The organism is Streptomyces sp. SKN60 (assembly GCF_026236535.1).
Lineage (GTDB): Bacteria > Actinomycetota > Actinomycetes > Streptomycetales > Streptomycetaceae > Streptomyces.
Genome location: NZ_JAHTMW010000011.1, coordinates 237,603 through 259,943 on the forward strand (window position 1 = coordinate 237,603; position 22,341 = coordinate 259,943).

19 protein-coding genes are annotated in these 22,341 nt (G+C 73.6%); 7 read left to right on the plus strand and 12 right to left on the minus strand.

The annotated features are described in order from the left end of the window. Positions 1-25 precede the first annotated feature (25 nt). Both KV205_RS20475 and KV205_RS20480 read right to left on the minus strand, forming a co-directional pair. Complete coding sequence (locus tag KV205_RS20475; RefSeq protein WP_265865903.1) at positions 26-1,153, minus strand: CapA family protein; 1,128 nt, start codon at positions 1,151-1,153, stop codon at positions 26-28. Positions 1,154-1,240: 87 nt separating this feature from the next. Further along, positions 1,241-1,687 (minus strand): DUF1772 domain-containing protein, encoded by a 447-nt coding sequence (locus tag KV205_RS20480; protein ID WP_265865905.1) that lies wholly within the window; start codon positions 1,685-1,687, stop codon positions 1,241-1,243. A 91-nt stretch (positions 1,688-1,778) separates the two neighbouring features. Between KV205_RS20480 and KV205_RS20485 the strand changes: the two genes are divergently transcribed. Further along, positions 1,779-2,369, plus strand: coding sequence for a TetR/AcrR family transcriptional regulator (locus KV205_RS20485; RefSeq protein ID WP_265865906.1), 591 nt, complete (start codon positions 1,779-1,781; stop codon positions 2,367-2,369). Between the two features lie 30 nt (positions 2,370-2,399). Here KV205_RS20485 and KV205_RS20490 read toward each other — a convergent pair whose 3' ends face one another. Further along, entirely contained in the window at positions 2,400-3,005 is a 606-nt protein-coding gene (locus tag KV205_RS20490) for a hypothetical protein (protein ID WP_265865907.1), read from the minus strand. A 93-nt stretch (positions 3,006-3,098) separates the two neighbouring features. Here KV205_RS20490 and KV205_RS20495 point away from each other — a divergent pair, with 93 nt between their 5' ends. Next, positions 3,099-3,746 (plus strand): NADPH-dependent F420 reductase, encoded by a 648-nt coding sequence (locus KV205_RS20495; protein WP_265865908.1) that lies wholly within the window; start codon positions 3,099-3,101, stop codon positions 3,744-3,746. A gap of 9 nt (positions 3,747-3,755) precedes the next feature. On the opposite strand, the gene KV205_RS20500 is transcribed toward KV205_RS20495, so the two are convergent. Next, a complete protein-coding gene (locus KV205_RS20500; protein ID WP_265865909.1) occupies positions 3,756-5,267 on the minus strand; it encodes an aspartate ammonia-lyase in 1,512 nt (503 codons plus the stop codon). Between the two features lie 99 nt (positions 5,268-5,366). Further along, positions 5,367-6,407: an asparaginase gene (locus KV205_RS20505; protein ID WP_265865910.1), complete on the minus strand. Its 1,041-nt coding sequence runs from the start codon at positions 6,405-6,407 to the stop codon at positions 5,367-5,369. 108 nt (positions 6,408-6,515) lie between these two features. On the opposite strand from KV205_RS20505, the gene KV205_RS20510 reads away from it, so the two are divergent. From KV205_RS20510 to KV205_RS20530, 5 genes are all read left to right on the plus strand, one after another. After that, entirely contained in the window at positions 6,516-6,971 is a 456-nt protein-coding gene (locus KV205_RS20510; RefSeq protein ID WP_265865911.1) for an Lrp/AsnC family transcriptional regulator, read from the plus strand. A gap of 177 nt (positions 6,972-7,148) precedes the next feature. Continuing rightward, on the plus strand, positions 7,149-8,666 hold the full coding sequence (locus KV205_RS20515) for a hydrolase (RefSeq protein WP_374214697.1): 1,518 nt from the start codon (positions 7,149-7,151) through the stop codon (positions 8,664-8,666). 162 nt (positions 8,667-8,828) lie between these two features. Next, the gene (locus tag KV205_RS20520; protein WP_265865913.1) at positions 8,829-9,632 is read left to right on the plus strand and encodes an endonuclease I family protein; all 804 of its coding nucleotides are present in this window, start codon (positions 8,829-8,831) and stop codon (positions 9,630-9,632) included. Positions 9,633-9,778: 146 nt separating this feature from the next. Next, on the plus strand, positions 9,779-10,612 hold the full coding sequence (locus KV205_RS20525; RefSeq protein WP_265865914.1) for an AraC family transcriptional regulator: 834 nt from the start codon (positions 9,779-9,781) through the stop codon (positions 10,610-10,612). A gap of 122 nt (positions 10,613-10,734) precedes the next feature. Next, positions 10,735-12,132, plus strand: a complete 1,398-nt coding sequence (locus KV205_RS20530; RefSeq protein ID WP_265865915.1) for an alpha/beta fold hydrolase — start codon at positions 10,735-10,737, stop codon at positions 12,130-12,132. 8 nt (positions 12,133-12,140) lie between these two features. Here the strand turns inward: KV205_RS20530 and KV205_RS20535 are convergent, their stop codons facing one another. The 7 genes from KV205_RS20535 to KV205_RS20565 all read right to left on the minus strand — a co-directional run bounded on the left by KV205_RS20535 (position 12,141) and on the right by KV205_RS20565 (position 22,281). After that, positions 12,141-13,538: a serine/threonine-protein kinase gene (locus tag KV205_RS20535; RefSeq protein WP_374214698.1), complete on the minus strand. Its 1,398-nt coding sequence runs from the start codon at positions 13,536-13,538 to the stop codon at positions 12,141-12,143. Positions 13,539-13,544: 6 nt separating this feature from the next. Continuing rightward, positions 13,545-14,330 carry a serine/threonine protein kinase gene (locus tag KV205_RS20540; RefSeq protein WP_265865916.1) on the minus strand — a complete coding sequence of 262 codons (786 nt, stop codon included), beginning with the start codon at positions 14,328-14,330 and terminating at the stop codon, positions 13,545-13,547. A 150-nt stretch (positions 14,331-14,480) separates the two neighbouring features. Beyond that, positions 14,481-16,532: a family 43 glycosylhydrolase gene (locus KV205_RS20545; RefSeq protein ID WP_265865917.1), complete on the minus strand. Its 2,052-nt coding sequence runs from the start codon at positions 16,530-16,532 to the stop codon at positions 14,481-14,483. Positions 16,533-16,565: 33 nt separating this feature from the next. After that, positions 16,566-18,035 (minus strand): hypothetical protein, encoded by a 1,470-nt coding sequence (locus tag KV205_RS20550; protein WP_265865919.1) that lies wholly within the window; start codon positions 18,033-18,035, stop codon positions 16,566-16,568. A gap of 14 nt (positions 18,036-18,049) precedes the next feature. Next, the gene (locus KV205_RS20555) at positions 18,050-19,588 is read right to left on the minus strand and encodes a peptidoglycan DD-metalloendopeptidase family protein (RefSeq protein ID WP_265865920.1); all 1,539 of its coding nucleotides are present in this window, start codon (positions 19,586-19,588) and stop codon (positions 18,050-18,052) included. A 13-nt stretch (positions 19,589-19,601) separates the two neighbouring features. Further along, entirely contained in the window at positions 19,602-20,582 is a 981-nt protein-coding gene (locus KV205_RS20560) for an alpha/beta hydrolase-fold protein (RefSeq protein WP_265865921.1), read from the minus strand. A gap of 283 nt (positions 20,583-20,865) precedes the next feature. Then, complete coding sequence (locus tag KV205_RS20565) at positions 20,866-22,281, minus strand: beta-xylosidase (protein WP_265865922.1); 1,416 nt, start codon at positions 22,279-22,281, stop codon at positions 20,866-20,868. Positions 22,282-22,341: the final 60 nt, after the last annotated feature.

Consider the following 22,341-nt stretch of genomic DNA (forward strand, 5'->3'; position numbering starts at 1 on the left):
TCTCCGCGCGCGGCCCGGCGGGCCGTCACACGGGCGTGGCCGTCAGGGCCGGTCCGCCGGGGGTCCCGGCGGGCGCGGGGTCGATCCGCATCCCGTACGGGCGGCTGATCCGGCCGAGCACGTCGTGCAGCCACACGAGGTCCCGCTCGCCGGCCCGTTCCAGGCGCAGCCGACGGCTGCGCAGCGGCACGAGCCGCACCTCCGCCAGGCCGCCGTCCTCGTCGCGGACCGAGACCAGATGGAGGAGCCGCAGGTCGTCGCGGTACTGCTGCTGTCCGGTGATCCCCTCGTAGTCGTTGACGAGGTCGCCGCAGCCGTGCAGGACGAGCCTGCCCCGGTACGCCTCCAGGGGCCGCGGATGGTGCGAGGAGTGCCCGTGCACGATGTCGGCGCCGGCGTCGACGAGGGCGTGGCCGAGGGCGACCTCGGCGCGGGCCGGGGCGTAGCCCCAGTTGGAGCCCCAGTGGACGGAGACGAGGACGAGGTCGCCGGGGCGGCGGGCGGCGCGCAGCCGGGCGGTGAGCCGGGTCGCGGCCGGGTCGTCGGGGCCCGCCGCGAAGTGGACGCCGCCGCGCCGGGCGGTCGCGGCCCAGTCGCGGGGCACGCCGCTGGAGGCGAGCCCGAGCGCGTACACCAGGAGCCGGCGTCCGCCGGGCAGCGGGACGACGGCCGGCCGCCGGGCCTCGTCCGCGTCCCGGCCCGCGCCGGCGGTGCGCAGCCCGGCGGCGGCCAGCGCGTCGAGGGTGTCCAGGAGGCCGCGCCGGCCGTAGTCGAGGACGTGGTTGTTGGCGAGGACGACGACATCGGGGCGTACGGCGGTCAGCGCGGGCAGGTTGGCCGGATCCATCCGGTAGTGCACGGCCTTGCCGGGGTAGGGCTCGTCGTTCCTGGTCACCGAGGTCTCCAGGTTGACCACGCGGGCCGCCGGGCGGGCGGCGTCGAGGAGGGCGAGGGCCTCGCCCCACGGGTACGCGGGGGCCGCCGGGGACGGCACCGGGCCGGCGATCCCTTCGGCGAGGGCGACGTAGTCCCGTGCGTCGTGGACGTAGCGCTCGGGGAGGGCCGGGTCGAGCGGATGAGGAAGGATCTGGTCGATTCCCCGGCCGAGCATCACATCGCCGCAGAGGAACAGACCGGTCAGGCCGCTGCCCATACCCCCAGGTTAGTCCGCCGGGCGTCGGGCGTTCGACGGGCCCGACGGCGGCCGGGCTGCGGCCGAGCTGCGGCCGGGCCGCCGCCCTCAGACGAGGGCGGTGACGAGCACGGTGAAGGCGGCGACGATGACGGCGACGCGGACGTAGTGGTAGCGGTCCCAGCGGTTCATCTGCTCCTTCCAGTCGGCGGGGCGGTTCTCCGGCGTCCAGGTCTTGCCCCGGTTGTTGATCGGGACGAGCAGCACGACCGACATGATCACGCTGACGATCAGCAGCCCGGCGGCGACGACGACGAGGCCGGCGCCGGGGCCGCCCCATCCGGCTATGGCCCAGACGGCGGCGAGGACCAGCGAGCCGATGTACCAGAACGGCATCAGCGCGCCCAGCATCCGGCCGCCGTGGGCGCGGCCGAGCTGGCCGGCGTCCTCGGGGAGGGCGTCGAAGATCCGGTTCATCACGAAGGCCACGGAGAGCTCCACCCCCACCATCAGGCCGACGACCACGGTGGTGAACACCTCGAGTGCGTTGAGCATGACGACCCCTCCAGGGATCTAGCGCTGCTAGCTGACGAGTCAACGCTAGTACTACTGCCGCTCGATTGTCTAGCGGTGCTAGGATCACATCATGTCGGTACAGGAACGCAAAGCACGCGAACGGGCGGACCGCGAGCGCCTCATCGTGGCCACGGCCCGCGAACTCGCCGAGCAGCAGGGCTGGGACGCCGTCACCACCCGCCGGCTCGCCGAGCGCATCGAATACAGCCAGCCCGTCCTCTACAGCCATTTCAAGGGCAAGCGCGAGATCATCGGCGCCGTCGCCCTGGAAGGCGCCACCGAGCTCGCCGCGGCGGTGCGGGCCGCGACCGCCACCGCGGCCGGGCCGCGCGAGCAGGTCGCCGCCCTCGCGCACGCCTACCTCGACTTCGCCGTGGACAACCCGGCGGTCTACGACGCCATCTTCCAGCTCGACGGCGGTCTCGCGTACGCGCAGGAGGACACCCCCGAGCCGCTGAAGGACGCCTTCGCCGCCCTCCTGGAGACCCTGGAAGGCGTCACCGGCGACAACGTCCACCCCGGGCTTTTCACCGAGACCTTCTGGGCCGCCCTCCACGGACTCGCCACCCTCACCCGGGCCAGACGCCTCCCGCCGGCGGACACCGCGCAACGGGTGGAGCTCCTGGTGGACCGCCTCGCCATCGTCCGAACCGGCGCCTGAACCGGCGCCTGACCCGGCGCCCGACCCGCTCTAGCGCCCGGCCCGGGCCGCGCGGCGGATGGTGGCGTCCACGAGGGCGAGGGCGTCCTCGGCCGTGCGGCCCGGGGCCCGGTTCCAGGGGCCGATGAGCTGGTACCAGCCCCGCGAGCGGAGCTCTTCGAGCATCCAGGCGCCCGCCTCGTTCATGGTGGCGGAGCTGCCGAAGCCGAGCCGGTGGGCGGCGAGCATGGCTCCGCAGACACAGCGTGCACCACGCGTGTCGCGCAGCTTGTACGGGGTGTTCTGCCAGCCCCATTCGGTCAGCACGCGCCGGGCGTGGGCCAGATGAACGGAGGGGCGTACGTCGGGGCTGCCGATCCGGCGCCAGACGTGCAGCCGGTCGGGCAGCATCGCGCCGAGCCGCCCGGGCAGCGGCCGTTCGGCGGGCGGGGGTGCGGGGAGGGTGTCGAGGGCCTGCGCGACGAGCCGGTCCACCGGGACGGAGAGCAGCCGCCGCCAGTCGGCGGCCTCCTCCCGTACCGGCTCCGGCGGCGCGGTCCAGCGGGCCACGAGTTCCCGCCAGGCGGCGGTCTCCAGGAGAGCGGCGGCCTCACGGTCGAGGGCGTCGGGGGTGGCGGGGGCGGCGGTGCTCGACATGCGGGTGACTCCACGAGTGATTCATACCGGTATCGGTAAGAATGTCGGCTTTACTGCACTCGCACTTGAGTCCCCGGCAGAAGGAGCGTCCGCATGAAGATCGCCGTACTCGGCACCGGCGAAGTGGGCCGGCGGCTCGGGAGCAAGCTGGTCGCGCTCGGCCACGAGGTCACCCTCGGTTCGCGCAGCGCGGACCACGCCGGCGCCACGGCCTGGGCGGCCGAGCACGGCGCCGCGCACGGCACTTTCGCTGCCGCCGCGCACGGCGCCGAGGTCGTGGTGAACGCCACCGGCGGCCTGGTGTCGCTCGCCGCCCTGGAGTCGGCGGGGGCGGACAACCTGGCGGGCAAGGTGCTGATCGACGTGTCGAACGCGCTGGACTTCTCCCAGGGCACACCGCCGAAGGTGCTCACGCCCGACGGCGGCAGCCTGGCCGAGCAGATCCAGCGGGCCTTCCCCGGCGCGCGGGTGGTGAAGACCCTCAACACCATGAACAACGCGATCATGGTGGATCCCGCGCGGGTGCCGGGCGAGCACTGCGTGTTCGTCTGCGGCGACGACCAGGCGGCCAAGGAGGTCGTCATCGGTCTGCTCCGCGCGTTCGGCTGGCCCGAGGCGCGGATCCTCGACCTGGGCGACCTGTCGGGCGCCCGGGGTGCCGAGCTGCTGCTGCCGCTGTGGCTGCGCCTCCTCGAAACCCTGGGCACCGCCGACTTCAACTTCGCGGTGCTGAAGGCCTGAACGGCTCCGTCACACGGCGGGCAGCGCCCGGCCCGTCGTACCCGTGAGGTACTCGGTGGTGAGCAGTTCGGCGAGCCGCTCGGGCGGCAGCAGCCCCTTCTCCAGGGTGAGTTCGGCCACCGAACGGCCGGTGGCGAGCGCCTCCTTGGCGATGGCGGTGGCCGCCGTGTAGCCGAGGTGGGGGTTGAGGGCGGTGGCCAGGCCGATGGAGTTCTCGACGCTCGCGCGCAGGTGCTCGGTGTTGGCGGTGATGCCGCTGACGCAGCGCTCGGCGAGGGTCAGGCAGGCGGCCCGCAGCGAGGTCAGGCTCTTCGACAGGGCGTGGAAGATGACCGGCTCGAAGGCGTTGAGCTGGAGCTGGCCGCCCTCGGCCGCCATGGTGATGGTCATGTCGTTGCCGATGACCTCGAAGGCGACCTGGTTGACGACCTCGGGGATGACCGGGTTGACCTTGCCGGGCATGATGCTGGATCCGGCCTGCACGGCCGGCAGGTTGATCTCGCCGAGTCCGGCGCGCGGGCCGGAGGAGAGCAGCCGCAGGTCGTTGCAGGTCTTGGAGAGCTTGACGGCGATCCGCTTGAGGACGCCGGAGAGCTGCACGAAGGCGCCGCAGTCCTGGGTGGCCTCGACCAGGTTGGCCGAGGTGACGAGCGGCAGGCCGGTGAGGTCGGCGAGGTGGCGGCGGGCGGTCTCGGCGTAGCCGGGCGCGGCGTTGAGGCCGGTGCCGATGGCGGTGGCGCCGAGGTTGATCTCGTGGATCAGCTCGACGGCCTCGGCGAGCCGGCCCCGGTCCTCCTCCAGCATCACGGCGTACGTGGAGAACTCCTGGCCCAGCGTCATGGGCACGGCGTCCTGGAGCTGGGTGCGGCCCATCTTGACGACGCCGCCGAACTCGACGGCCTTCGCGGCGAAGGCGTCCTGGAGCACGGCCATGGCGAGGAGCAGCTCGCGGGCGGCGCCGATGGCGGCGATCCGGATCGCGGTCGGGTAGACGTCGTTGGTCGACTGCCCGAGGTTGACGTCCTCGTTGGGGTGCAGCACCTCGTAGGCACCCTTCGGGTGCCCGAGGAGTTCGAGCGCGCGGTTGGCGACGACCTCGTTGGCGTTCATGTTGGTGGAGGTGCCGGCGCCGCCCTGGACGACGTCGACGACGAACTCGCCGTGCAGCGCGCCGTCCCGGATCGCCCGGCAGGCCGCGACGATCGCCCGCGCCTTGGCCGCGGGCAGCAGCCCCAGCTCCTCGTTGGCGAGCGCGGCGGCCTCCTTCACGGCCGCGAGCGCGTCGATGAGCTGCGGGTAGACGGAGATCGGCGTGCCGGTGATGGCGAAGTTCTCGGTGGCGCGCAGGGTGTGCACGCCCCAGTACGCCTCGGCGGGGACGTCCCGGTCGCCGAGCAGGTCGTGCTCGCGGCGGGTGGGACGGCCCGCGGCGGTCCCGGTCGGTGCGGACGCGGACGCGGGCCCGGACGCCGGGGCGGGGACGGACGCGGGGGCAGGGGCGGGGACGGGAGCGGAGTTCACGGTGCCGGTTCCTCGGGTGCGGTGCGCGGGGTTCGGGGAGGGGAGGGTCGCGGACGAGGTGCGGCGCCCCCGCGCCCGGCCGCCCCCGCCCCGTACGGCTCAGTGCGTGGCGGCGAGCACGGGTTCCGCGCGGACCGGGCCTTCCAGGAGCCCGCGCAGCAGGTGGGTGCGGCGGTCCGGGCCCGCGGTGTCGGCGAGCAGGGCGGCGAGCAGGGCGATCCGGGCCTGGCCGGGGCGCAGGGTGCCGGCCAGGACGGCGCCCGCGGCGGCCAGGTCGACGGCGCCGCCGCCGGTGTAGACCTCGGCGACGGTGCCGGAGGAGACGCGGGTGGAGAGGACGACGTGGACGCCCTGGTCGACGGCGCGGGCGACCGCCTCGGCTATCTCCGGAGTGGCGTTGCCGGCACCGGTGCCGACGAGGACGATGCCGCGGGCGCCGGCGGCGACGGAGGCGTCGAAGAGGACGGCGTCGCCGTCGGAGTGGTGCATGACGATGTCGACGCGCGGCGCGGCGGTGACGGGCGCGGGCAGCGGCAGGGCCGCCGGGCGCTCGGGCTCGCGCTCGACGTCGACCCGGCCGAAGCCGAGGCGCCCGACCCGGCGGCCGGACGGGTCGGCGAAGGGGTCGGAGTCGAGCGTCTTGGTCTTGACGGTGCCGCGGGCGGCGTGCACGAGGCCGTCGAAGACGACGAGGACGCCGAGGCCGTGCACGGTGGCGGCGACCTGGAGGGCGTCGTAGAGGTTGCCGGGGCCGTCGCCGTCGCCGGTGCCGAAGGGGCGCTGGGCGCCGGTGAAGACGACCGGGCGGGCGTCGGCGTGGTGCAGGTCCAGGAAGAAGGCCGACTCCTCGAGGGTGTCGGTGCCGTGGGTGACGACGATGCCGTCGACGCCGGGGTCGGCGAGGGTCTCGTGAACGGCGTGCAGCAGGGCCAGCTGGCGGTCGGTGGTCATCCGGGAGCTGTTGACGTTGAAGAGGTCGAGGACCTCGACGTCGATGTTGTCCGGTACGGCGGCGGTGGCCACGACGTCGTCGCCGGAGGCGTCGGCGGCGTAGCCGCTGCCGGTCCAGCGGCTGGCGATGGTGCCGCCGGTGCTGATGACCACGATGCGGCGCTGCCGGGTGTCGCGCGTCCACTTCATGATGCTGCTGTCCTTCCCTGGGGTGCGCCGCAACGATAGGTCAAACGACGCGCAAGGCGATTGCCACTTCAGCCCGGAATTGTGAATTCCGTGGTGGATAATTGCGCCATGGACCGAATCGATCTGCACATCTTGCGCGAGCTCCAGGCGGACGGCCGGCTGAGCAACCAGGAGCTGGCCCACCGGGTGGGCCTGAGCCCGTCCCCCTGCATGCGGCGGGTGCGCCAGCTGGAGCAGGACGGGGTGATCCGGGGGTACCGCGCGATCATCGACCCGGAGGCCGTGGGGCGCGGCTTCGAGGTGCTGGTCTCGGTCGAGGTGAAGCGGGACCGGGAGACCGTCGAGGCCTTCGAGGAGGCCCTCCAGGACATCCCGGACGTGATCGAGGCGTACCGCCTCTTCGGCAGCCCGGGCTGCCTGCTGCGGATCGCGGTCGCCGACCTCTCGGCGTACGAGCGGCTGTGGATCGAGCGGCTGACCACGCTCGTCGGGGTCACCGAGGTGAACTCGCAGATCATCATGAAGCGGGTCAAGGAGCCACGAGGTCTGCCCGTGGAGCGCTGATCCGGGTCCGGAATCCCAACTTCCGCACGGAGTCAGGCATTCCATGGGCGGGATCTGGTCATGTACGGTTCAACCGCGCGTGCTCTGAGCGACTCATCCCCGACGTTCTACGCGCGCAGAGTGGCCACCCGCATCGCCTTCCGCCCCACCGCCCCAGCCCCCACGGAGGTCTGACGGATGCCCGGACTCATGAGGTCCACCCGCCGCCGCTTCGCCGCGCTGACCGCCTGCGGCGCCCTGGTCGCCGCCGCGGCCGGCGCCCTCGGCTCCCCCGCGGTCGCCGCCCCGGCCGCCACCGACACCGACATCACCGCCGCCACCGCCACCGCCGCCACCACTCAGTCGGCCGGACTCGCCACGGCCACGCCGACCCGCGTGCTGTTCGACAACTCCAAGGCGGAGACGGCCGGAAACGCCGACTGGATCATCGGCACCGGCCAGCCCGACCCGCTCACCCAGGACGCGACGCCCACCGTCGAGACCGACTGGACCGGCGCGATCTCGGCCTGGGGCGTGGCCCTGCAGAAGACCGGCCGCTACTCCCTGAAGACCCTGCCGTCCGGCGGCACCATCACCTACGGCACGACGGCCGCCACCGACCTGCAGAACTTCGACACCTTCGTGCTGCCCGAGCCCAACATCCGGCTCAGCGCGAGCGAGAAGACCGCCGTGATGAAGTTCGTCCAGAACGGCGGCGGACTCTTCCTGGTCTCCGACCACACGGTGGCCGACCGCAACAACGACGGCTGGGACGCGCTCGCCATCATCAACGACCTGATGACGAACAACGGCGTCGACAACACCGACCCGTTCGGCTTCAGCGTCGACGTGCTCAACATCCAGACCGACAACCCGCGGGCGATCAGCAGCAGCACCGACCCGGTGCTCAACGGCGCCTTCGGCAAGGTGACCGGCAGCATCATCCGCAGCGGCACCACCGCCACCCTCAAGCCGGCCGACAACCCCTCCGTCAAGGGCCTCGTCTACCGCACCGGCTACTCCGGCAACACCGGCGCCTTCTTCGCGACCAGCACCTTCGGCAGCGGCCGGGTCGCGTTCTGGGGCGACAGCTCGCCGATCGACGACGGCACCGGCCAGTCCGGGAACACGCTCTACGACGGCTGGAACGACCCCGCGGGCACCAACGCGGCCCTCGCGCTCAACGCCACCGACTGGCTGTCCGAGGCCTCCACCGACGGCGGTGGCGGGGGCGGCGGCACCTGCACCGCGGGCCAGCTCCTCGGCAACCCCGGCTTCGAGTCGGGCGACACCGTCTGGACCGCCTCCGCCGGCGTCATCACCAATGACACCGCCCGCCCGGCCCGCACCGGCTCCTACAAGGCCTGGCTCGGCGGTTACGGCTCCGCGCACACCGACACGCTCTCCCAGACGGTGACCGTCCCGACCGGCTGCACCACCGCCGCGCTGAGCTTCTACACCCGGATCGACACCGCCGAGACCACCACGACCACGGCCTACGACAAGCTCAAGGTCGAGGTCCTGAACAGCTCCGGCACGGTCCTGTCCACGCTTGCGACGTACTCCAACCTCGACAAGTCCAGCGGCTACGTCCAGCGCGGCTTCAGCCTCGCGGCGTACGCCGGGCAGACGGTGACGCTGCGGTTCACCGGCACCGAGGGCTCCCAGCTCCAGACCTCCTTCGTGATCGACGACACCTCGCTCACCGTGGGCTGAGCCCCTTCCACACCCCCCACGGACCCACCCCCCACATCCCCCGCGCCGCACGGACCCGTCCGTCCGTGCGGCGCGGGTCACTCCGCCCTGGCACTCCGTCAGAAGCCGTCAGAAGACCCCGTCTGAAGCTGGTCAGAAGACCCCCACCCGAAGGGACCCCCCATGTCCGTCGCGCAGCGAGGCCCCTGGAAGACCTGGGCCGCGATATCCGCCGCCCTCGTCGGCCTCACCCTCCCCGCCCTCACCGCCGCCCCGGCCGGCGCCACGACGAACGCCTACGACAGCACGTACTACAAGAACGCGGTCGGCAAGACCGGCACGAGCCTCAAGTCCTCGCTGCACACCATCATCAGCACCGACACCCGCAAGATCTCCTACGACGCGGTGTGGAACGCCCTGAAGACCACCGACCAGGACCCCGCCAACAGCGCCAACGTGCTGCTCCTCTACAGCGGCACCTCGCGCAGCAAGACCCTCAACGGCGGTGACGTCGGCGACTGGAACCGCGAGCACGTGTGGGCGCAGTCGCACGGCTCCTTCGGCACCTCGGCCGGACCGGGCACCGATCTGCACCACCTGCGCGCGGCCGACGTCCAGGTCAACAGCATCCGCGGCAACAAGGACTTCGACAACGGCGGCAGCGCGGTCAGCGGCGCCCCCGGCAGCTACACGGACAGCAACTCCTTCGAGCCGCGCGACTCCGACAAGGGCGACGTGGCCCGGATGGTCCTCTACATGGCCGTCCGGTACGAGGGCGGCGACGGCTTCCCCGACCTGGAGGCCAACGACTCCACCACCAACGGCAGCGTGCCCTACCTCGGCCGCATCTCGGTGCTCAAGCAGTGGAACGAGCAGGACCCGCCGAGCGCGTTCGAGGAGCGCCGCAACGACCTCATCTTCAACTCCTACCAGGGCAACCGCAATCCGTTCATCGACCACCCGGAGTGGGTCGAGGCAATCTGGTAGTCCGCGCCGGATCGAACCGGGCGGGACGATCGGGCGGTCGGGCGGTCGGGCGGTCGGACGGTCGGACGGGGGGGTGCGGCGTGGGCGCCGAGTGCCGGGGCACGTACGGGAGTCCGCAGCGTCCGCGGAGTCCGCACCCCGACGCCGTGCGGGAGCTGCGCGGCGCGCTGCGCGGCCGGATCACGGCGGGCGGGATCACCGTGCACGACATCCTGTGCGCCGAGGACCGCACCGGCTTCGCCGCGCCCGGCCGGGCCGAGGCGTACACCGTGGTGCTCACCCGCTCCGGCGGCTATCTGCGGCGGATCGCCGGCGAGGAGTTCTTCGCGGACGCCACCGGCGGCTACCTCACCCGGCCCGGGGACGTGCACCAGGTCGCCCATCCCGCCGGGCCGGGCGACCGGTCCTCCGAGATCCGGATCGGTGCCGCGCTGTTCGCCGACCGCTTCGACGGCCCGCCGCGCTCCCGGCGGCTGACCGTCACCGGCGCCACCGACGTACGGCACCGGGAGCTGCTCGCGGCGGCCCGGCGCGGCACCGACGCCTTCGAACTGGCCGACCGGCTGCACCGGTTGCTCGACGCGGTGGCGGCCGACGCCGGGCACTGGCGGGCCGACACCGGCGCCCGGCCCGCCACCGCCCGCGCCCACGCCCGGCTGGTCCGCGACACCTGCGCGCTGCTCGCGGGCGGCGCGCCCGCGCTCCGGCTGCCCCTGGAGGAGCTGGCCCGTGGCGTCGGGGCCTCCCCGCACCACCTCAGCCGGGTGTTCCGCGCCGTCACCGGCAGCAGCCTCACCCGCTACCGCAACGAGCTGCGGGTCCGCGCCGTGCTGCACGCCCTGGAGGAGGGCGAGGACAGTCTGCGCGCCCTCGCCCACGCGTACGGCTTCGCCGACCAGGCGCACCTGACCCGGCTGTGCCGGGGCCAGACGGGACGGCCGCCCGGCGCCCTGCGGGTTCTTCTCCGCGACCGCGCATGAATGTCCAACGCGGGGGCGGCGGACAGCGGGCACCATGGCAGCGGCCGGAGCACCGGCCGGTGCCGCGGCCCGCCCGGGAGGCGTCCGCCGGCATCCCGTCTTCCGAACGGGGGAACGCGACGATGACCTTCCTGAGCAGAGCCGGTACGGCGCTGGTGGCGGTCCTGACGGCGGCGGCCTGCGCCGTCTCGGCGCCCGGCGCGGCCCGGGACACCGGGGGCGCGGGCGGTCCCGCGGCGGCCGGCCCGCCCGCGCTGACCGGCCACCGCCCGTGCCCCGGGCAGCCGGACGTGACCTGCGCCGACCTGACCGTGCCGCTCGACCGCAGCGGCGCCGTGCCCGGCACGCTCACGCTGCGGACGGCCCTGTACGGGCCGGCCGACGCGCCCCGCGGCACGCTGCTCTTCCTCACCGGCGGTCCGGGCCAGCCCGGTGTGCCGTTCGTGGAGCGGATCCGCTCCCGGCTGCCCAAGGCCCTCGCCGCGTACCGCCTGGTGATGATCGACCAGCGCGGCACCGGCGGCACCGCCGTCGACTGCCCCGCGCTCCAGAAGGAGGTCGGCAGCAGCGACACCGTCGCCCCGAGCCCGGGCGCCGTGACCGCCTGCGCCGACGTCCTCGGCCCGCGCCGCGGCCTCTACACCACCGCCGACACGGTCGCCGACCTGGAAGACCTGCGGCGCGCCCTCGGGGTGCCGTCCTGGACCCTGGACGGGGTCTCGTACGGCACGTTCACCGCCGGGCAGTACGCGCTGACGCATCCGCGGCGGGTACGCCGGCTGGTCCTGGACTCGGTGGTGCCGCTCGACGGCGCGGGCGTGCTGTACGAGGCGTCGTTCGCCCGCTCCGGCGAGGTGCTGCGCACGGCCTGCCGCGAGCAGCGGTGCGGCTTCGATCCGGCGGCGGACCTGGCGAAGGTGGTCCGCCGGGACGGCAACGGCGTCGGGGTGTTCAACCTGCTGGTCCTGGCGAGCATCATCGACCCGAAGCTGAACGACCCCCGGTTCGGCATCCTGTCCGCCCTGCACGCCTCGGCGCGCGGCGACCGGGCCCGCCTCGACGGCCTGGTGGCCGGCTTCGCCGAGTCCTCCGGCGAACCGCCGGAGGAGTTCAGCTCCGGCCTGCACGCGGCGACCCTGTGCGCCGACTCGCACTGGCCGTGGGGCGACTCGTCCGCGCCGGCCGAGGGCCGCGAGCAGGCCCTGCGGCGGGCGCTGGCCAGGATCCGCCCGGCCGACGTATGGCCGTTCCAGCGCGACACCGCCGCCGCCCAGGGCATCCCACGCACCTGCCTCCCCTGGCCCGCCACCCACCCCAACCGCCCCGCCCCGGGCCACACTCTGACGATGCCGGTCCTGCTGCTCGCCGGCGACCGCGACCTGTCGACCCCACTCGACTGGGCCAGATCGGTGGCCGCCGCCAACCCGACGGCAGAGCTCACGATCGTCGCGGGCTCGGGCCACTCCACCCAGAGCCGCGGCAATGGCGCCGGTGCCGCGGAGGCCTTCCTGCTGCGGTAACCGCCGTCCTACGAGCGCCCCGGGCGGGCGCAGGGCGGCAGGGCCGGGTGGTCGCGGGTGCGGACGGCGGGGAGCCAGGCCGTGGTGGGCGGGCTCGTGTGCGGGAGGCGGATCCGTAGCCAGACGGAGGAGCGGTGGTCCTCCTCGTCGATGATCGGTTGCCCGTCGGGGAGTTGGCAGTCGGCGGCGAGGAGGTCGCCGTGCCACACCCGGGCGGGGACGACGTTCTCGGCGGTGTACGGGCGCCGCGGGTCGATGGCCAGGCCGAGGCTGCACTCGGGGATGCGCTCGGGGCGTTCGCGGCAGCCGCGGTCGGCATTGAACACCTGGATCCGGGCGGGGCCGTGGTCGGTTCCGTGCCGGCCGGTGTACGACAAGACGGCGCCGCCGACGGCCGTGCAGACGGCGAGCGCGAGGAGCGCGGCGCGCAGCACGCGCCGCCGCCGAGGCCGTGCGGGGCGGTCGGCGGTGATGCGGGCGAGGAGGCGTTCGGCGGTGTGCGGGGCGCGGGCTTCGTGGCTGGGCGCGAGGCAGTCGGTGGCCAGGGCGCGCCAGGACTCCGGGACGGCCGGGTCGAGCCGGAGGGCGGTGCGCCCGGCGGCGTACTCCTGCACGGCGGCGCCGCGGGCGGTCGGGGTGGCGCCGGGGAAGGGGCGGGCGCCGCCGGTGAAGACCTCGTGGACGACGATGCCGAGGGCCCAGATGTCGGCGGTCGGCCGGATGCGGACGCCCTGTTCGCCGAGGGGTTCGCGCCAGCGTTCGGGCGGCAGGTAGTCGAGGGTGCCCATGGGCGGGGCGTAGCCGTGGGTGCCGGAGAGTTCGACGGCGAAGCCGAAGTCGGAGAGCCGGACCTCGCCGTCGGTGCCGATGAGGATGTTCTCGGGCTTGAGGTCGGCGTGCACCCAGCCGGCCGCGTGGAGGTGGGCGAGGCCCTGGCAGATGCCGGTGATCAGACGGGCGGCCTCGGCCGCGCCGACCGGGGTGGCCAGGCGTTCGCGGAGGCTGCACCGGGCGCGTTCCATGACGAGGACGATCGCCCCGTCCAGGGCGGGCCGGTCGGGGGCGGCCAGGACGAGGGAGCCGAGCAGCCGGACCAGCCGGGGGTGGCCGGTGGCGCGGGCGAGTTCGACCTCGCGGTGGGCGGCCTCGGCCACGTTGCGGGCCTGGCGCGGGGCGAGTCCGGCGGTCGGCATGACCTTGAGGGCGACCGACGGCACGTCGGCCCCCTCCTCCGCCCCGGCTTCGGCCGGGTGCGCGGCGTAGACGGTGGCCCAGGCGCCGGTGCCGAGGGGCTCGTCGACGATCCAGTCCCCCACCCGGTGGCCCGGGGGCAGGAGTTCCGGCGCGTCGCTGTCCCAGGTGCCGCTCGCGGCGGGCTCGTACGGCATCGGTGTCGTCGGCGGCATCGTGCCTCAGCCCCGCGCCTCGGGCTGCCGTGGTTCGGGGCGGGGCGGGAGGAGCGCCAAATGCTCCTCCGTGACGATCCCGAACTTCAGCGCGAGCCCCACGACCGCCTCCCGCTTGCCGTTGCGGCGGTCGGCACGGCCGGCCGCCTCCGGGCCGGGGGCGCCGATGCGCAGCTTCTCGTCGGCGAGGTAGTCGATGTGCGCGCTGACGGCGCGGGCGGTGAGCGGGGTGCGGGCGGCGGCGTGCCCGCGCAGCCGCTCGACGACCTGCGGGGTGGTGGGCACGGCGACCGGTGAGCTGTCGCGGAGCCAGGGCTCGCAGAGCGCGACGAGGACGAGGAAGTACGTGGCGGTCTCGTCGAGCGAGTACGCGGTGAGGGTACGGCTCTCCCAGGAGCCGCCCACCGCGTGCGGGTCCAGATAGACGTGGTCGGGGGCGAACACCTGGAAGGAGAGCGGGGTTTCGCGGCGCGAGGGCAGCACCACGCGGGAGAACTCGAAGGGGATGGGCGCCCCGAGGCGGCGCGGCGGGACGCGCAGGTACTCGCCGGCGCCCTCGGGGTTCTCGACCAGATAGCCGTGGGTGGCGCTGAGGTTGCTGAGCTGCCAGTGGTCGTCGGTGGCGCGGATCTCTCCGGCGAGGCGCGACACCGCCTCGTCGGCGAGCCGGAGTTCGACCGGTGTGGTCGCGGATCCGCGCCCGAACCGCACCCGTTCCCCCGGTCCGAGCCGCAGGGTCACGGCCGTTCCGCCGCCGTTGCCCTCCGGTAAGTGGACGACGATCCCGCTCACCGCACCGCTCCCCCGTCCCGCGCGCCGATGGTTGTCCGAACACGGCGAACGTTACCGCCTGCGCACGGAGATTCACCGCGTGGCATCGGCCACTTCGGCGGCGCACGCGGGGCGGTGGGGGCGCGGGGTGGTGGTGTGCCCGGTTTCGGGTCAGGGCGCGGCGGCTCCCGAGCGCAGGGGCGCGAGGCGCCGGTCGCCGAAGCCGGTCCAGGGCAGCCAGCCGCCGGAGGGCCGTTCCTGGACGCGGGTGCGGATCCGTCCGTCGGCGGTGACGGCGAAGACATGGATCGGGCCGGTGGTGTCGGCGGCGGCCGACGGTGTCGCGGCGAGGGCGACGCCCGGTTCGCCGAAGTCCTCGCCGAAGGTGCCGCCCGGGTCCCAGCCGCCGCCGGGGGCGGTCTGCCAGCGGTGGGCGAGGCGTTCGCCGCCGGGGGCGAGGGCGAGGGCTTCGAGGCGCCCGTCGGCGCTCGGTACGAGCATTGGGGCGCCGTCGGACCAGCCGAGCAGCGGCTGCCAGGCGTCCCAGCCGCCGCTGGGCACCGACTGGCGGCGGTGGAAGGCGCCCGTTCCGGAGGGGGCGATCGCGGTGACGGTCAGCCGGCCGCTGCCGTCGCGGGCGACCCGGGGCGCGGCGCCGGCGGCGATGCCGAAGGTGTTCCAGGCCGACCAGGTGCCGCCGGGCGACTCCTGCCAGCGGTGGAGCAGCGCCGTACCGCCGGGGGCGAGGACGAAGGCTTCGAGGCGCCCGTCGGCGTTGGCGGCGACCACGGGCGGGGCGCCCGCTGGGCCGCCGAAGCCCGCGTCCCACGGGTCCCAGCCGAGGGAGCCGGGCGAGGACTGGCGGCGGCGGGCGATCAGGGTGCCGCCCGGGGCGAGCGCGAACGCCTCCAGGCGTCCGAGGGCGTCGCGGGCGACGGCGGGCGCGGCGCCGGCCGGGCCGCCGAACTCCTCCCAGTCGTACCAGCCGCCGTCCGGCCGCTGCACCCGGTGGTGCAGGTGGGCGCCGCCGGGGGCGAGCGAGAACACCTCCAGGCGTCCGTCGGTGGTGCGGCCGAGGGTGGGCACGGCCCCGGCGGGTCCGCCGAAGGGCTCCCAGTCCGACCAGGTGTCGGTGGCGGGGTCGAGCTGGACGCGGCGCAGCATCGAGCGGTCGGCGGCGTCGAGGGCGAACAGGGTGAGCCGGTCCTGTACGTCGAGGGCGGCGGCCGGGTTGTCGGGGCTCTGCCAGGTCGGCGGGGTGTCCTGCCAGCGCAGCGGGGCGAGGTGGAGGCCGTGTTCGAACCAGCCGGCGGCGCTCGCGTGGGTCTCGGCGCCGTCGGCGACCACCTCGACGGCGTGCCCGGGGACGTGTCCGGCGTAGCCGTCGAGGGTGAAGCGGAGGGGGTCGCGGGAGGCGAGGACGTCGGTGCCCTCGTAGCCGCCGCGCGGGCCGAGGAAGAGGTAGTGCCAGCCGTCCCGGGCGACGACGAAGGGCGATTCGGTGACGGAGACGCCGTCGGCGGCGGTGGTCGCGTCGGCGAAGGCGGTGCCGGGTGCGCTCCAGTGGCGCAGGTCGGTGGAGCGGCGGTGGCAGACGAGGTGGCGGCCGTCGGGGGCCGAGAGCTCCGTGTAGTACATGACCCATTCCGTGCCGACGCGCAGGACCATGGGGTCGCGGGCGGCGGTGCCCCGGAACAGCGGGCCTGTCGGGACCCGGGTCCAGGTGAACAGATCGGTGGAGGTGGCGAGGTTGATCGCCGCGCCGGTGCGCCCGCCGGCCGCGTAGAACATCCAGTAGGTGCCGCCCGCCTCGATGACGTGCGGCGCCCAGAGGTGTTCCTCGCCGTGGTACGCCGGGTCGACGGTGAGCGCGTCGGGGTGGCTGGTCCACGGCCCGTACGGGGTGGGCGCGGAGGCGTGGGCGAAGGCGGTCTCGGCGGCGCTGTCGGGGGCCCGGCCGGGCGGTGCGGTGTCGCCGGTGATGCCGAAGAGGTGCCAGCGGTCGCCCGCGCGGACGAGGGTGTGGTCGTTGAGGTAGCGGCGGCGGTCCGGCGTGGACGGGTCGTGGACGTGGGTGAAGGGGCCGGCGGCGATCCACTGGTGGGGCGTGTCGGCCGGGGCGGGGGTGGCGGCGGTCGCGGTGGCGGTACGGGCCGGGAGCGGGAGCACGAGGGCTCCCGCTCCGGCCGTCCGCAGCAGGGTCCGCCTGCTGAGGGGGCGCATGGCTGTTCTCTGTTCTCCGGAGGGAGGCGGGGGTCAGTCGACGGCGGGACCGGAGGTCGTGTTGAGCCAGCCCCATTCGGACCAGCTGGAGAATCCGGTCTGCCACTTGTGGAAGACGCCCGCGTGACTGGTCCCGAGCACCTCGATGCGGCCGTCGGCGTTGGTGGCGGCGGTGACCTCCGTGCCGCCGGTGCCGAAGGACTCCCAGGAGCCGTAGGGCGCGTTGACGCCGGTCTGCCAGAGGTGCTGGGCCACGCTGCCGTTGATCGCGAACACCTCGACCCGGCCGTCGGGAGAGCGCTCGCTGGTGAGCTGCGCGTCGGCGGGGCCGCCGGTGGACTCCCAGCCGGACCAACCGGTGGCACTGGTCTGGTACTTGTGGAAGACGCCGACCGGGCCGGACGCGAAGACCTCAAGCCGCCCGTCCTGATTGTGATCGACCGTCAGGTCGCGGCCACCGCCGCCGAAGTCCTCCCACGCCGACCAGCCGCCGTTCACAGCCGTCTGGTAGAGGTGCTGGAAGGAGTCTCCGTTCAGCGCGAAGACCTCGAGTCGCCCGTCCGGGGCCTTCTCGATCTCGACCCGGCTGTTCGCGGGTCCGCCGCCGGCGGACTCCCAGTCGGACCAGCCGCTGCTGGGCGCGGTCTGGTACTTGTGGAAGACGCCCACGGGTCCGGACGCGAAGACTTCGAGCCGTCCGTCGGCATTGGCGCCGACGGCGATGTCCTTGCCGCCGCCACCGAAGTCCTCCCAGCCCGACCAACCGCCGGAAGGCTGCAGCTGGTAACGGTGCTGGAAGACGTTCCCGTTGATCGCGAACAGCTCCAGGCGCCCGTCCGCGTTCGGCCCGATCGCCAGCTCCGCACCACCCGGACCGCCCAGCGGCTCCCACTCCGACCAGGCACCGTTCACCGCCGTCTGCCACGCGTGATGAATCCCGTCCGCACCCGCCGCGAACACCTCAAGCCGCCCGTCCGCCGAACGCGCCGACACCACCCGGCCCGACTCCGCCGGATACACCAGGGGCGCGGGTCCGGGCTCGTGGTGGCCGAGGCGGTCGGCGGCGGCCCGCGCCTCGTCCAGGTGCCGCAGGTGGTGGCCCGCGTTGTAGGTGGACCAGGGCTGCCAGTTGGTGCCGCCGTTGGAGATCTCGTACGCCGCGTTCGCGTTGCACTGGGCGTCGTAGGCGCAGGCGTCGTCGACCTCGGGGTGCCAGTAGTCGTTGATCTGCCACAGTCCCCGGTCGCGGGACGGGGGCGTGTTGTTGTACGTGTTGGTCGCCGACGGGTCGCAGCTGGACTCGGCGAGGGCGACGGCGACCGCGGTCACCAGGGCGTCGCCCCGGAAGCCCGCTTCGTAGCCGACCCGGGCGCACAGATCGCTCGGGGCGGCGTACGCGGGCGAGGCGCCGGCGAGCACTCCCGCGGCGAGGAGCAACGAGACGAACGCCGACAGGACGACGTTACGGGGCGCTCTTCGGGCGGCGCTCTGCGTGCTGGCCATCTGATGTCCTCTCCTCAATCGACCGCGGGGCCGGCGCTGTTGTTCAGCCAGCCCCATTCGGACCAGCTGGCGAATCCGGTCTGCCACTTGTGGAAGACGCCCGCATGGCTGGTGCCGAACACCTCGATGCGGCCGTCGTCGTTCGCCGTGGCGGTGACCTCCGTGCCGCCGGTGCCGAAGGACTCCCAGGAGCCGTAGGGCGCGTTGACGCCGGTCTGCCAGAGGTGCTGGGCCACGCTGCCGTTGATCGCGAACACCTCGACCCGCTCGTCGGCCGTCCGCTGGCTGCTCAGCTGCGCGTCGGCCGGGCCGCCCGTGCCTTCCCATCCCGACCAGCTCGTGGGGCTCGTCTGGTACTTGTGGAACACGCCGACCGGGCCGGACGCGAAGACCTCAAGCCGCCCGTCCTGATTGTGATCGACCGTCAGATCGCGGCCTCCACCGCCGAAGTCCTCCCACGCCGACCAGCCGCCGTTCACAGCCGTCTGGTAGAGGTGCTGGAAGGAGTCTCCGTTCAGCGCGAAGACCTCAAGTCGCCCGTCCGGGGCCTTCTCCATCTCGACCCGGCTGTTCGCCGGACCGCCGCCGGCGGACTCCCAGCCCGCCCAACCGCCGGAAGGCTGCAACTGGTACCGGTGGAAGACACCGACCGGCCCCGAGGCGAAGACCTCAAGCCGTCCGTCGCCGTTCGCGCCGACGGCGATGTCCTTGCCGCCGCCACCGAAGTCCTCCCAGCCCGACCAACCGCCGGAAGGCTGCAACTGGTACCGATGCTGGAAGACGTTCCCGTTGATCGCGAAGAGTTCGAGGCGCCCGTCCGCGTTCGGCCCGATCGCCAGCTCCGCACCACCCGGACCACCGAGCGGCTCCCACTCCGACCAGGCACCGTTCACCGCCGTCTGCCACGCGTGATGAATCCCGTCCGCACCCGCCGCGAACACCTCAAGCCGCCCGTCCGCCGAACGCGCCGACACCACCCGGCCCGACTCCACGGGGTGGACGAGCGGCGTGGGCCGCGGCCCGCTGCCGGGCACGCAGGGCAGCTCCACGCCGCCCTCGGCGAGGTACGGCTCGGGGTCGATGCCGTACGAGGCGGACGAGTCGCCCCAGATCCGGAGGTGGAGGTGCGGGCCGGTCGAGTTGCCCTCGGAGCCGATCAGAGCGATCTGCTGGCCGGCGACGACGTGGTCGCCCTCGAACACGTCCCGCTGGTACATGTGCCCGTACTCGGAGATCTTTCCGTCCGGGTGCTGGATGCGGATCCACTGCCCGTAGCCGGAGTCGTCGTACCCGGAGATGGTCACCACGCCGTCGCCCACGGCGTAGATCGGCGCCCCGTAGGCGCCGCCGATGTCCACGCCGTTGTGGCCGCTGTGGTAGTGCTGGGTGACGGGGCCGGCGGCCGGGCAGGCGGTGGCGGAGCCCAGGGCCTGCCCGGGGGTCTGTGCGACGGCCGGGGAAGCGACGATCAGTCCCGGGGCCAGGGCCGCGGTCGCGCTCGCGCTCGCGGCGAGCAGGGCGCGCAGCGCGCGCCGGCGAAGGGCGGACAACACGTGATGCCCCCCGTCAGGCCTTGCGGAGGCGGTCGATGACGCCGTTGATGTCCCGTTCGAGCAGGTCGCCGCGGACGAAGTGGCCGCCGGGCACCTCGTACGACTCGTGACGGATGCCCACGCGGTCGAGGTTGGCCTTGAACTCCCGCTGGGTGTCGAGCACCACGGTCTCGTTGGCGTAGCCCTGGATGTCCTCGGGGCTGGTGCCGGCCACCAGGAAGACCCGCTTGTTGCGGTAGCTCTCGATGCGCTGGATCGGGTTGTCGGCGCTGACCCGCGCCTCGTCCCAGAACGGCATGCCGTAGACGCTGCCGCCGCCGAGCTCCACGGCGGCCGAGGACAGGTTCGCCCAGTGGGTGACCGCACCGTTGAAGCCGCGCAGGCTGGCCGGGCCGGAGTGGGCGCTGACGGAGGCGAAGTGCCCGTAGTACTTGGCCGTGTACTTCAGCGCGCCGAAGCCGCCCATGGAGAAGCCGGAGACGGCTCGCCCGTCGTACTCCGCGTAGGTGCGGAAGTTCGCCTCGACCCACGGCAGCAGCTGGGACATGTGGAAGTGCTCCCAGTTGCGGGGGCCGACGGCCGAGCTGACCGGGTTGGAGTACCAGCCGGCGCGGCCGCCGTCGGGCATCACGACGATGAGGCCCTTGCCGGCGGTCAGGCCCCGGATGTTGTGGTGGGCGTCGAAGGTGATGAAGTCCTCCAGGCCGCCGTGCAGCAGATAGAGGACGGGGTAGGTGCGGCCGCTCCAGTGGTAGTCGTCCGGCAGCAGGACGTTGACGGCCGGGTTCCAGCCGATGGCGTCGGTCTGGAAGCGGTAGTACCACATGCGGGGGTCGCCCTCGTTGCGCTCGACGATCCGCAGCCCGAAGCCGTCACCGGCCGCCGCGGCCGTGGGGGCGGCGGCGAGGACGCCGCCGGCGCCGAGGGCCAGGGCGGCGGTGAGCCCGCCGGCGGACTTGAGGATGTTCCTGCGCGAAGGCTGCTGCGCGGTCAACGTGACCTCCAGGGGGAGAGGGGAAGCGTGGCGCCGGCCGTTCCGGCCGCCCGTGACGGGCGGTTCGGAAGGTAGCGCCGTCCCTCCCCCGCGGAGAATCCGGAAGGTTACGGACTGACAGGAGCGGGCGGTGTGGGATAGGGTCCCCGCTCCTGCGGCGTCAGGCCGGCCAGGCAGTACGGCCGGCCCAGGTGGGGCTCCCAGCCGTACCGGGGAGCCCGCGTGCTCAAGGGGACAGGTCAGGCCAGGCCCCGCAGGCGCCAGATCTGGCTCTTCTTCCAGGTCAGATCGGTCGCCGGGTCGCCGGTCCACTGGGGGCCAGCAAAGTGACGGTGTAGCCGTCCGCGGCATCCGTCCACGGCACGATCACCGAAGCCGAGTTGCCGCTGACGGTCAGCGTCCGGTCGGAGACCGTCACCGGCCCCGTCACCGCGCCGCCGCCGTTGTTCGGTATGCGCTGGACGATCGCGCGCACCCGGCCGTTCTCCACCACCGACGTGGTGTCGAGACGGTTGAGGTCGACGGTGACATCGCCGGTGTTGCCGTTGCTGCCCAGCAGGATCTTGGCGTTGCGCGCGGAGTCGTCCTTCGTCGCCACCCCGTCGGTGTTCGTACCGGGCGTGAGGTGCACGATGTTGCCGGTCTGCGAGCCGTAGTACCGGTACAGGAACCACTCGCCCAGTGGCAGATACCGACCGCCGTTCCTGGTGAGCAGGTTCGCCGCGAAGTCGTGCAGGTTGGCGCCCCACGCCCAGTTGGCGCGCATGCCGTCCGCCCCGGCGCGCTCCAGACGGGAGATGTACCAGCCGCCGCGGCCGGGGTTCTGCTCGGTGTTGGCGGCGTACTCGTTGACCTGGAACGGACGGCTCGTGGTCATCGACCGTGCCGCCAGCTTGGAGTTGACGGCGTTGGCGTCGGCGACCGGGTCACCCGGCAGGTCGTGCCAGCTGTAGATGTCGGGTTCGACGTTGTTGGCCTTCACGTAGTCCAGGTACGTGTTCCACCAGGGGCCGCCCCAGTCCGCGGAGGGCTTGCCGGCGGTGCTGGCCCCGACGATGGCGGCGCCCGGGAAGGCGGCCCGGATCCGCTGGTGGGCCCGCTTCCACATCTCCAGGTACTGGGCCTGCGGCCGGTCCCAGAATGAGGAGTAGTCGGGCTCGTTCCAGATGTCCCACTGGATGTCGGTCATGCCGGCTGCCTTCGCGTCGGCGAGCAGCCGGTCGTAGAAGGCGTCGAAGCGGGACCAGTCGCCGTTGTCACCGGGGAAGGTGGGCGAGGTGGTCCCGTCGGCGCCCCACAGGTCGTGCGGCAGGATCACGAAGGTGCCGCCCAGCGCCTTGGTGCTCCTGTACTGGGCGACGGTGGAGTTCCACCGGCGGTCGTACTTGCCGGCGACCCACCCTCCCGGGCTGTCCAGCTGGGCGCCGCCGGCCCGCATGAACGTCCACTTGATGTCCTTGTAGAAGTGCTCCTGGGGCAGCGAGCCGTCCTCGGCCATCCCGTAGAGGGTGCCCGAGGCACGGTACGTGGGGGCGCCCCCGGTGGCGGAGAAATCGACGGTGACGGTGGTGTCCGCGGCCTGTGACGAGGCGGCGGGCACCAGGGTCGCGGCCAGGGTGGCCAGGAGGACGGCCACGGACGCGAGGGCTCTGCGTCGGGCGGGGGTCGCGGGTCCTGAGGGTGTGGTGAGCGGCTTCATTCTGCGGCTCCTGGGGTGGACGGAGAGGGTGGACCGGGGCCCGATCGGTCCCGGGCCTTC

Bases quoted from the DNA above. Each gene is read 5' to 3' on its own strand.
- KV205_RS20495 (WP_265865908.1), top strand. From the start codon at position 3,099: ATGAAGATCGCCGTACTCGGCACCGGCGAAGTGGGCCGGCGGCTCGGG.
- KV205_RS20480 (WP_265865905.1), bottom strand. From the start codon at position 1,687: ATGCTCAACGCACTCGAGGTGTTCACCACCGTGGTCGTCGGCCTGATG.
- KV205_RS20475 (WP_265865903.1), bottom strand. From the start codon at position 1,153: ATGGGCAGCGGCCTGACCGGTCTGTTCCTCTGCGGCGATGTGATGCTC.
- KV205_RS20520 (WP_265865913.1), top strand. From the start codon at position 8,829: ATGTCCGTCGCGCAGCGAGGCCCCTGGAAGACCTGGGCCGCGATATCC.
- KV205_RS20515 (WP_374214697.1), top strand. From the start codon at position 7,149: ATGCCCGGACTCATGAGGTCCACCCGCCGCCGCTTCGCCGCGCTGACC.
- KV205_RS20535 (WP_374214698.1), bottom strand. From the start codon at position 13,538: ATGCCGCCGACGACACCGATGCCGTACGAGCCCGCCGCGAGCGGCACC.
- KV205_RS20485 (WP_265865906.1), top strand. From the start codon at position 1,779: ATGTCGGTACAGGAACGCAAAGCACGCGAACGGGCGGACCGCGAGCGC.
- KV205_RS20530 (WP_265865915.1), top strand. From the start codon at position 10,735: ATGACCTTCCTGAGCAGAGCCGGTACGGCGCTGGTGGCGGTCCTGACG.
- KV205_RS20510 (WP_265865911.1), top strand. From the start codon at position 6,516: ATGGACCGAATCGATCTGCACATCTTGCGCGAGCTCCAGGCGGACGGC.
- KV205_RS20565 (WP_265865922.1), bottom strand. From the start codon at position 22,281: ATGAAGCCGCTCACCACACCCTCAGGACCCGCGACCCCCGCCCGACGC.
- KV205_RS20505 (WP_265865910.1), bottom strand. From the start codon at position 6,407: ATGAAGTGGACGCGCGACACCCGGCAGCGCCGCATCGTGGTCATCAGC.
- KV205_RS20550 (WP_265865919.1), bottom strand. From the start codon at position 18,035: ATGGCCAGCACGCAGAGCGCCGCCCGAAGAGCGCCCCGTAACGTCGTC.
- KV205_RS20545 (WP_265865917.1), bottom strand. From the start codon at position 16,532: ATGCGCCCCCTCAGCAGGCGGACCCTGCTGCGGACGGCCGGAGCGGGA.
- KV205_RS20490 (WP_265865907.1), bottom strand. From the start codon at position 3,005: ATGTCGAGCACCGCCGCCCCCGCCACCCCCGACGCCCTCGACCGTGAG.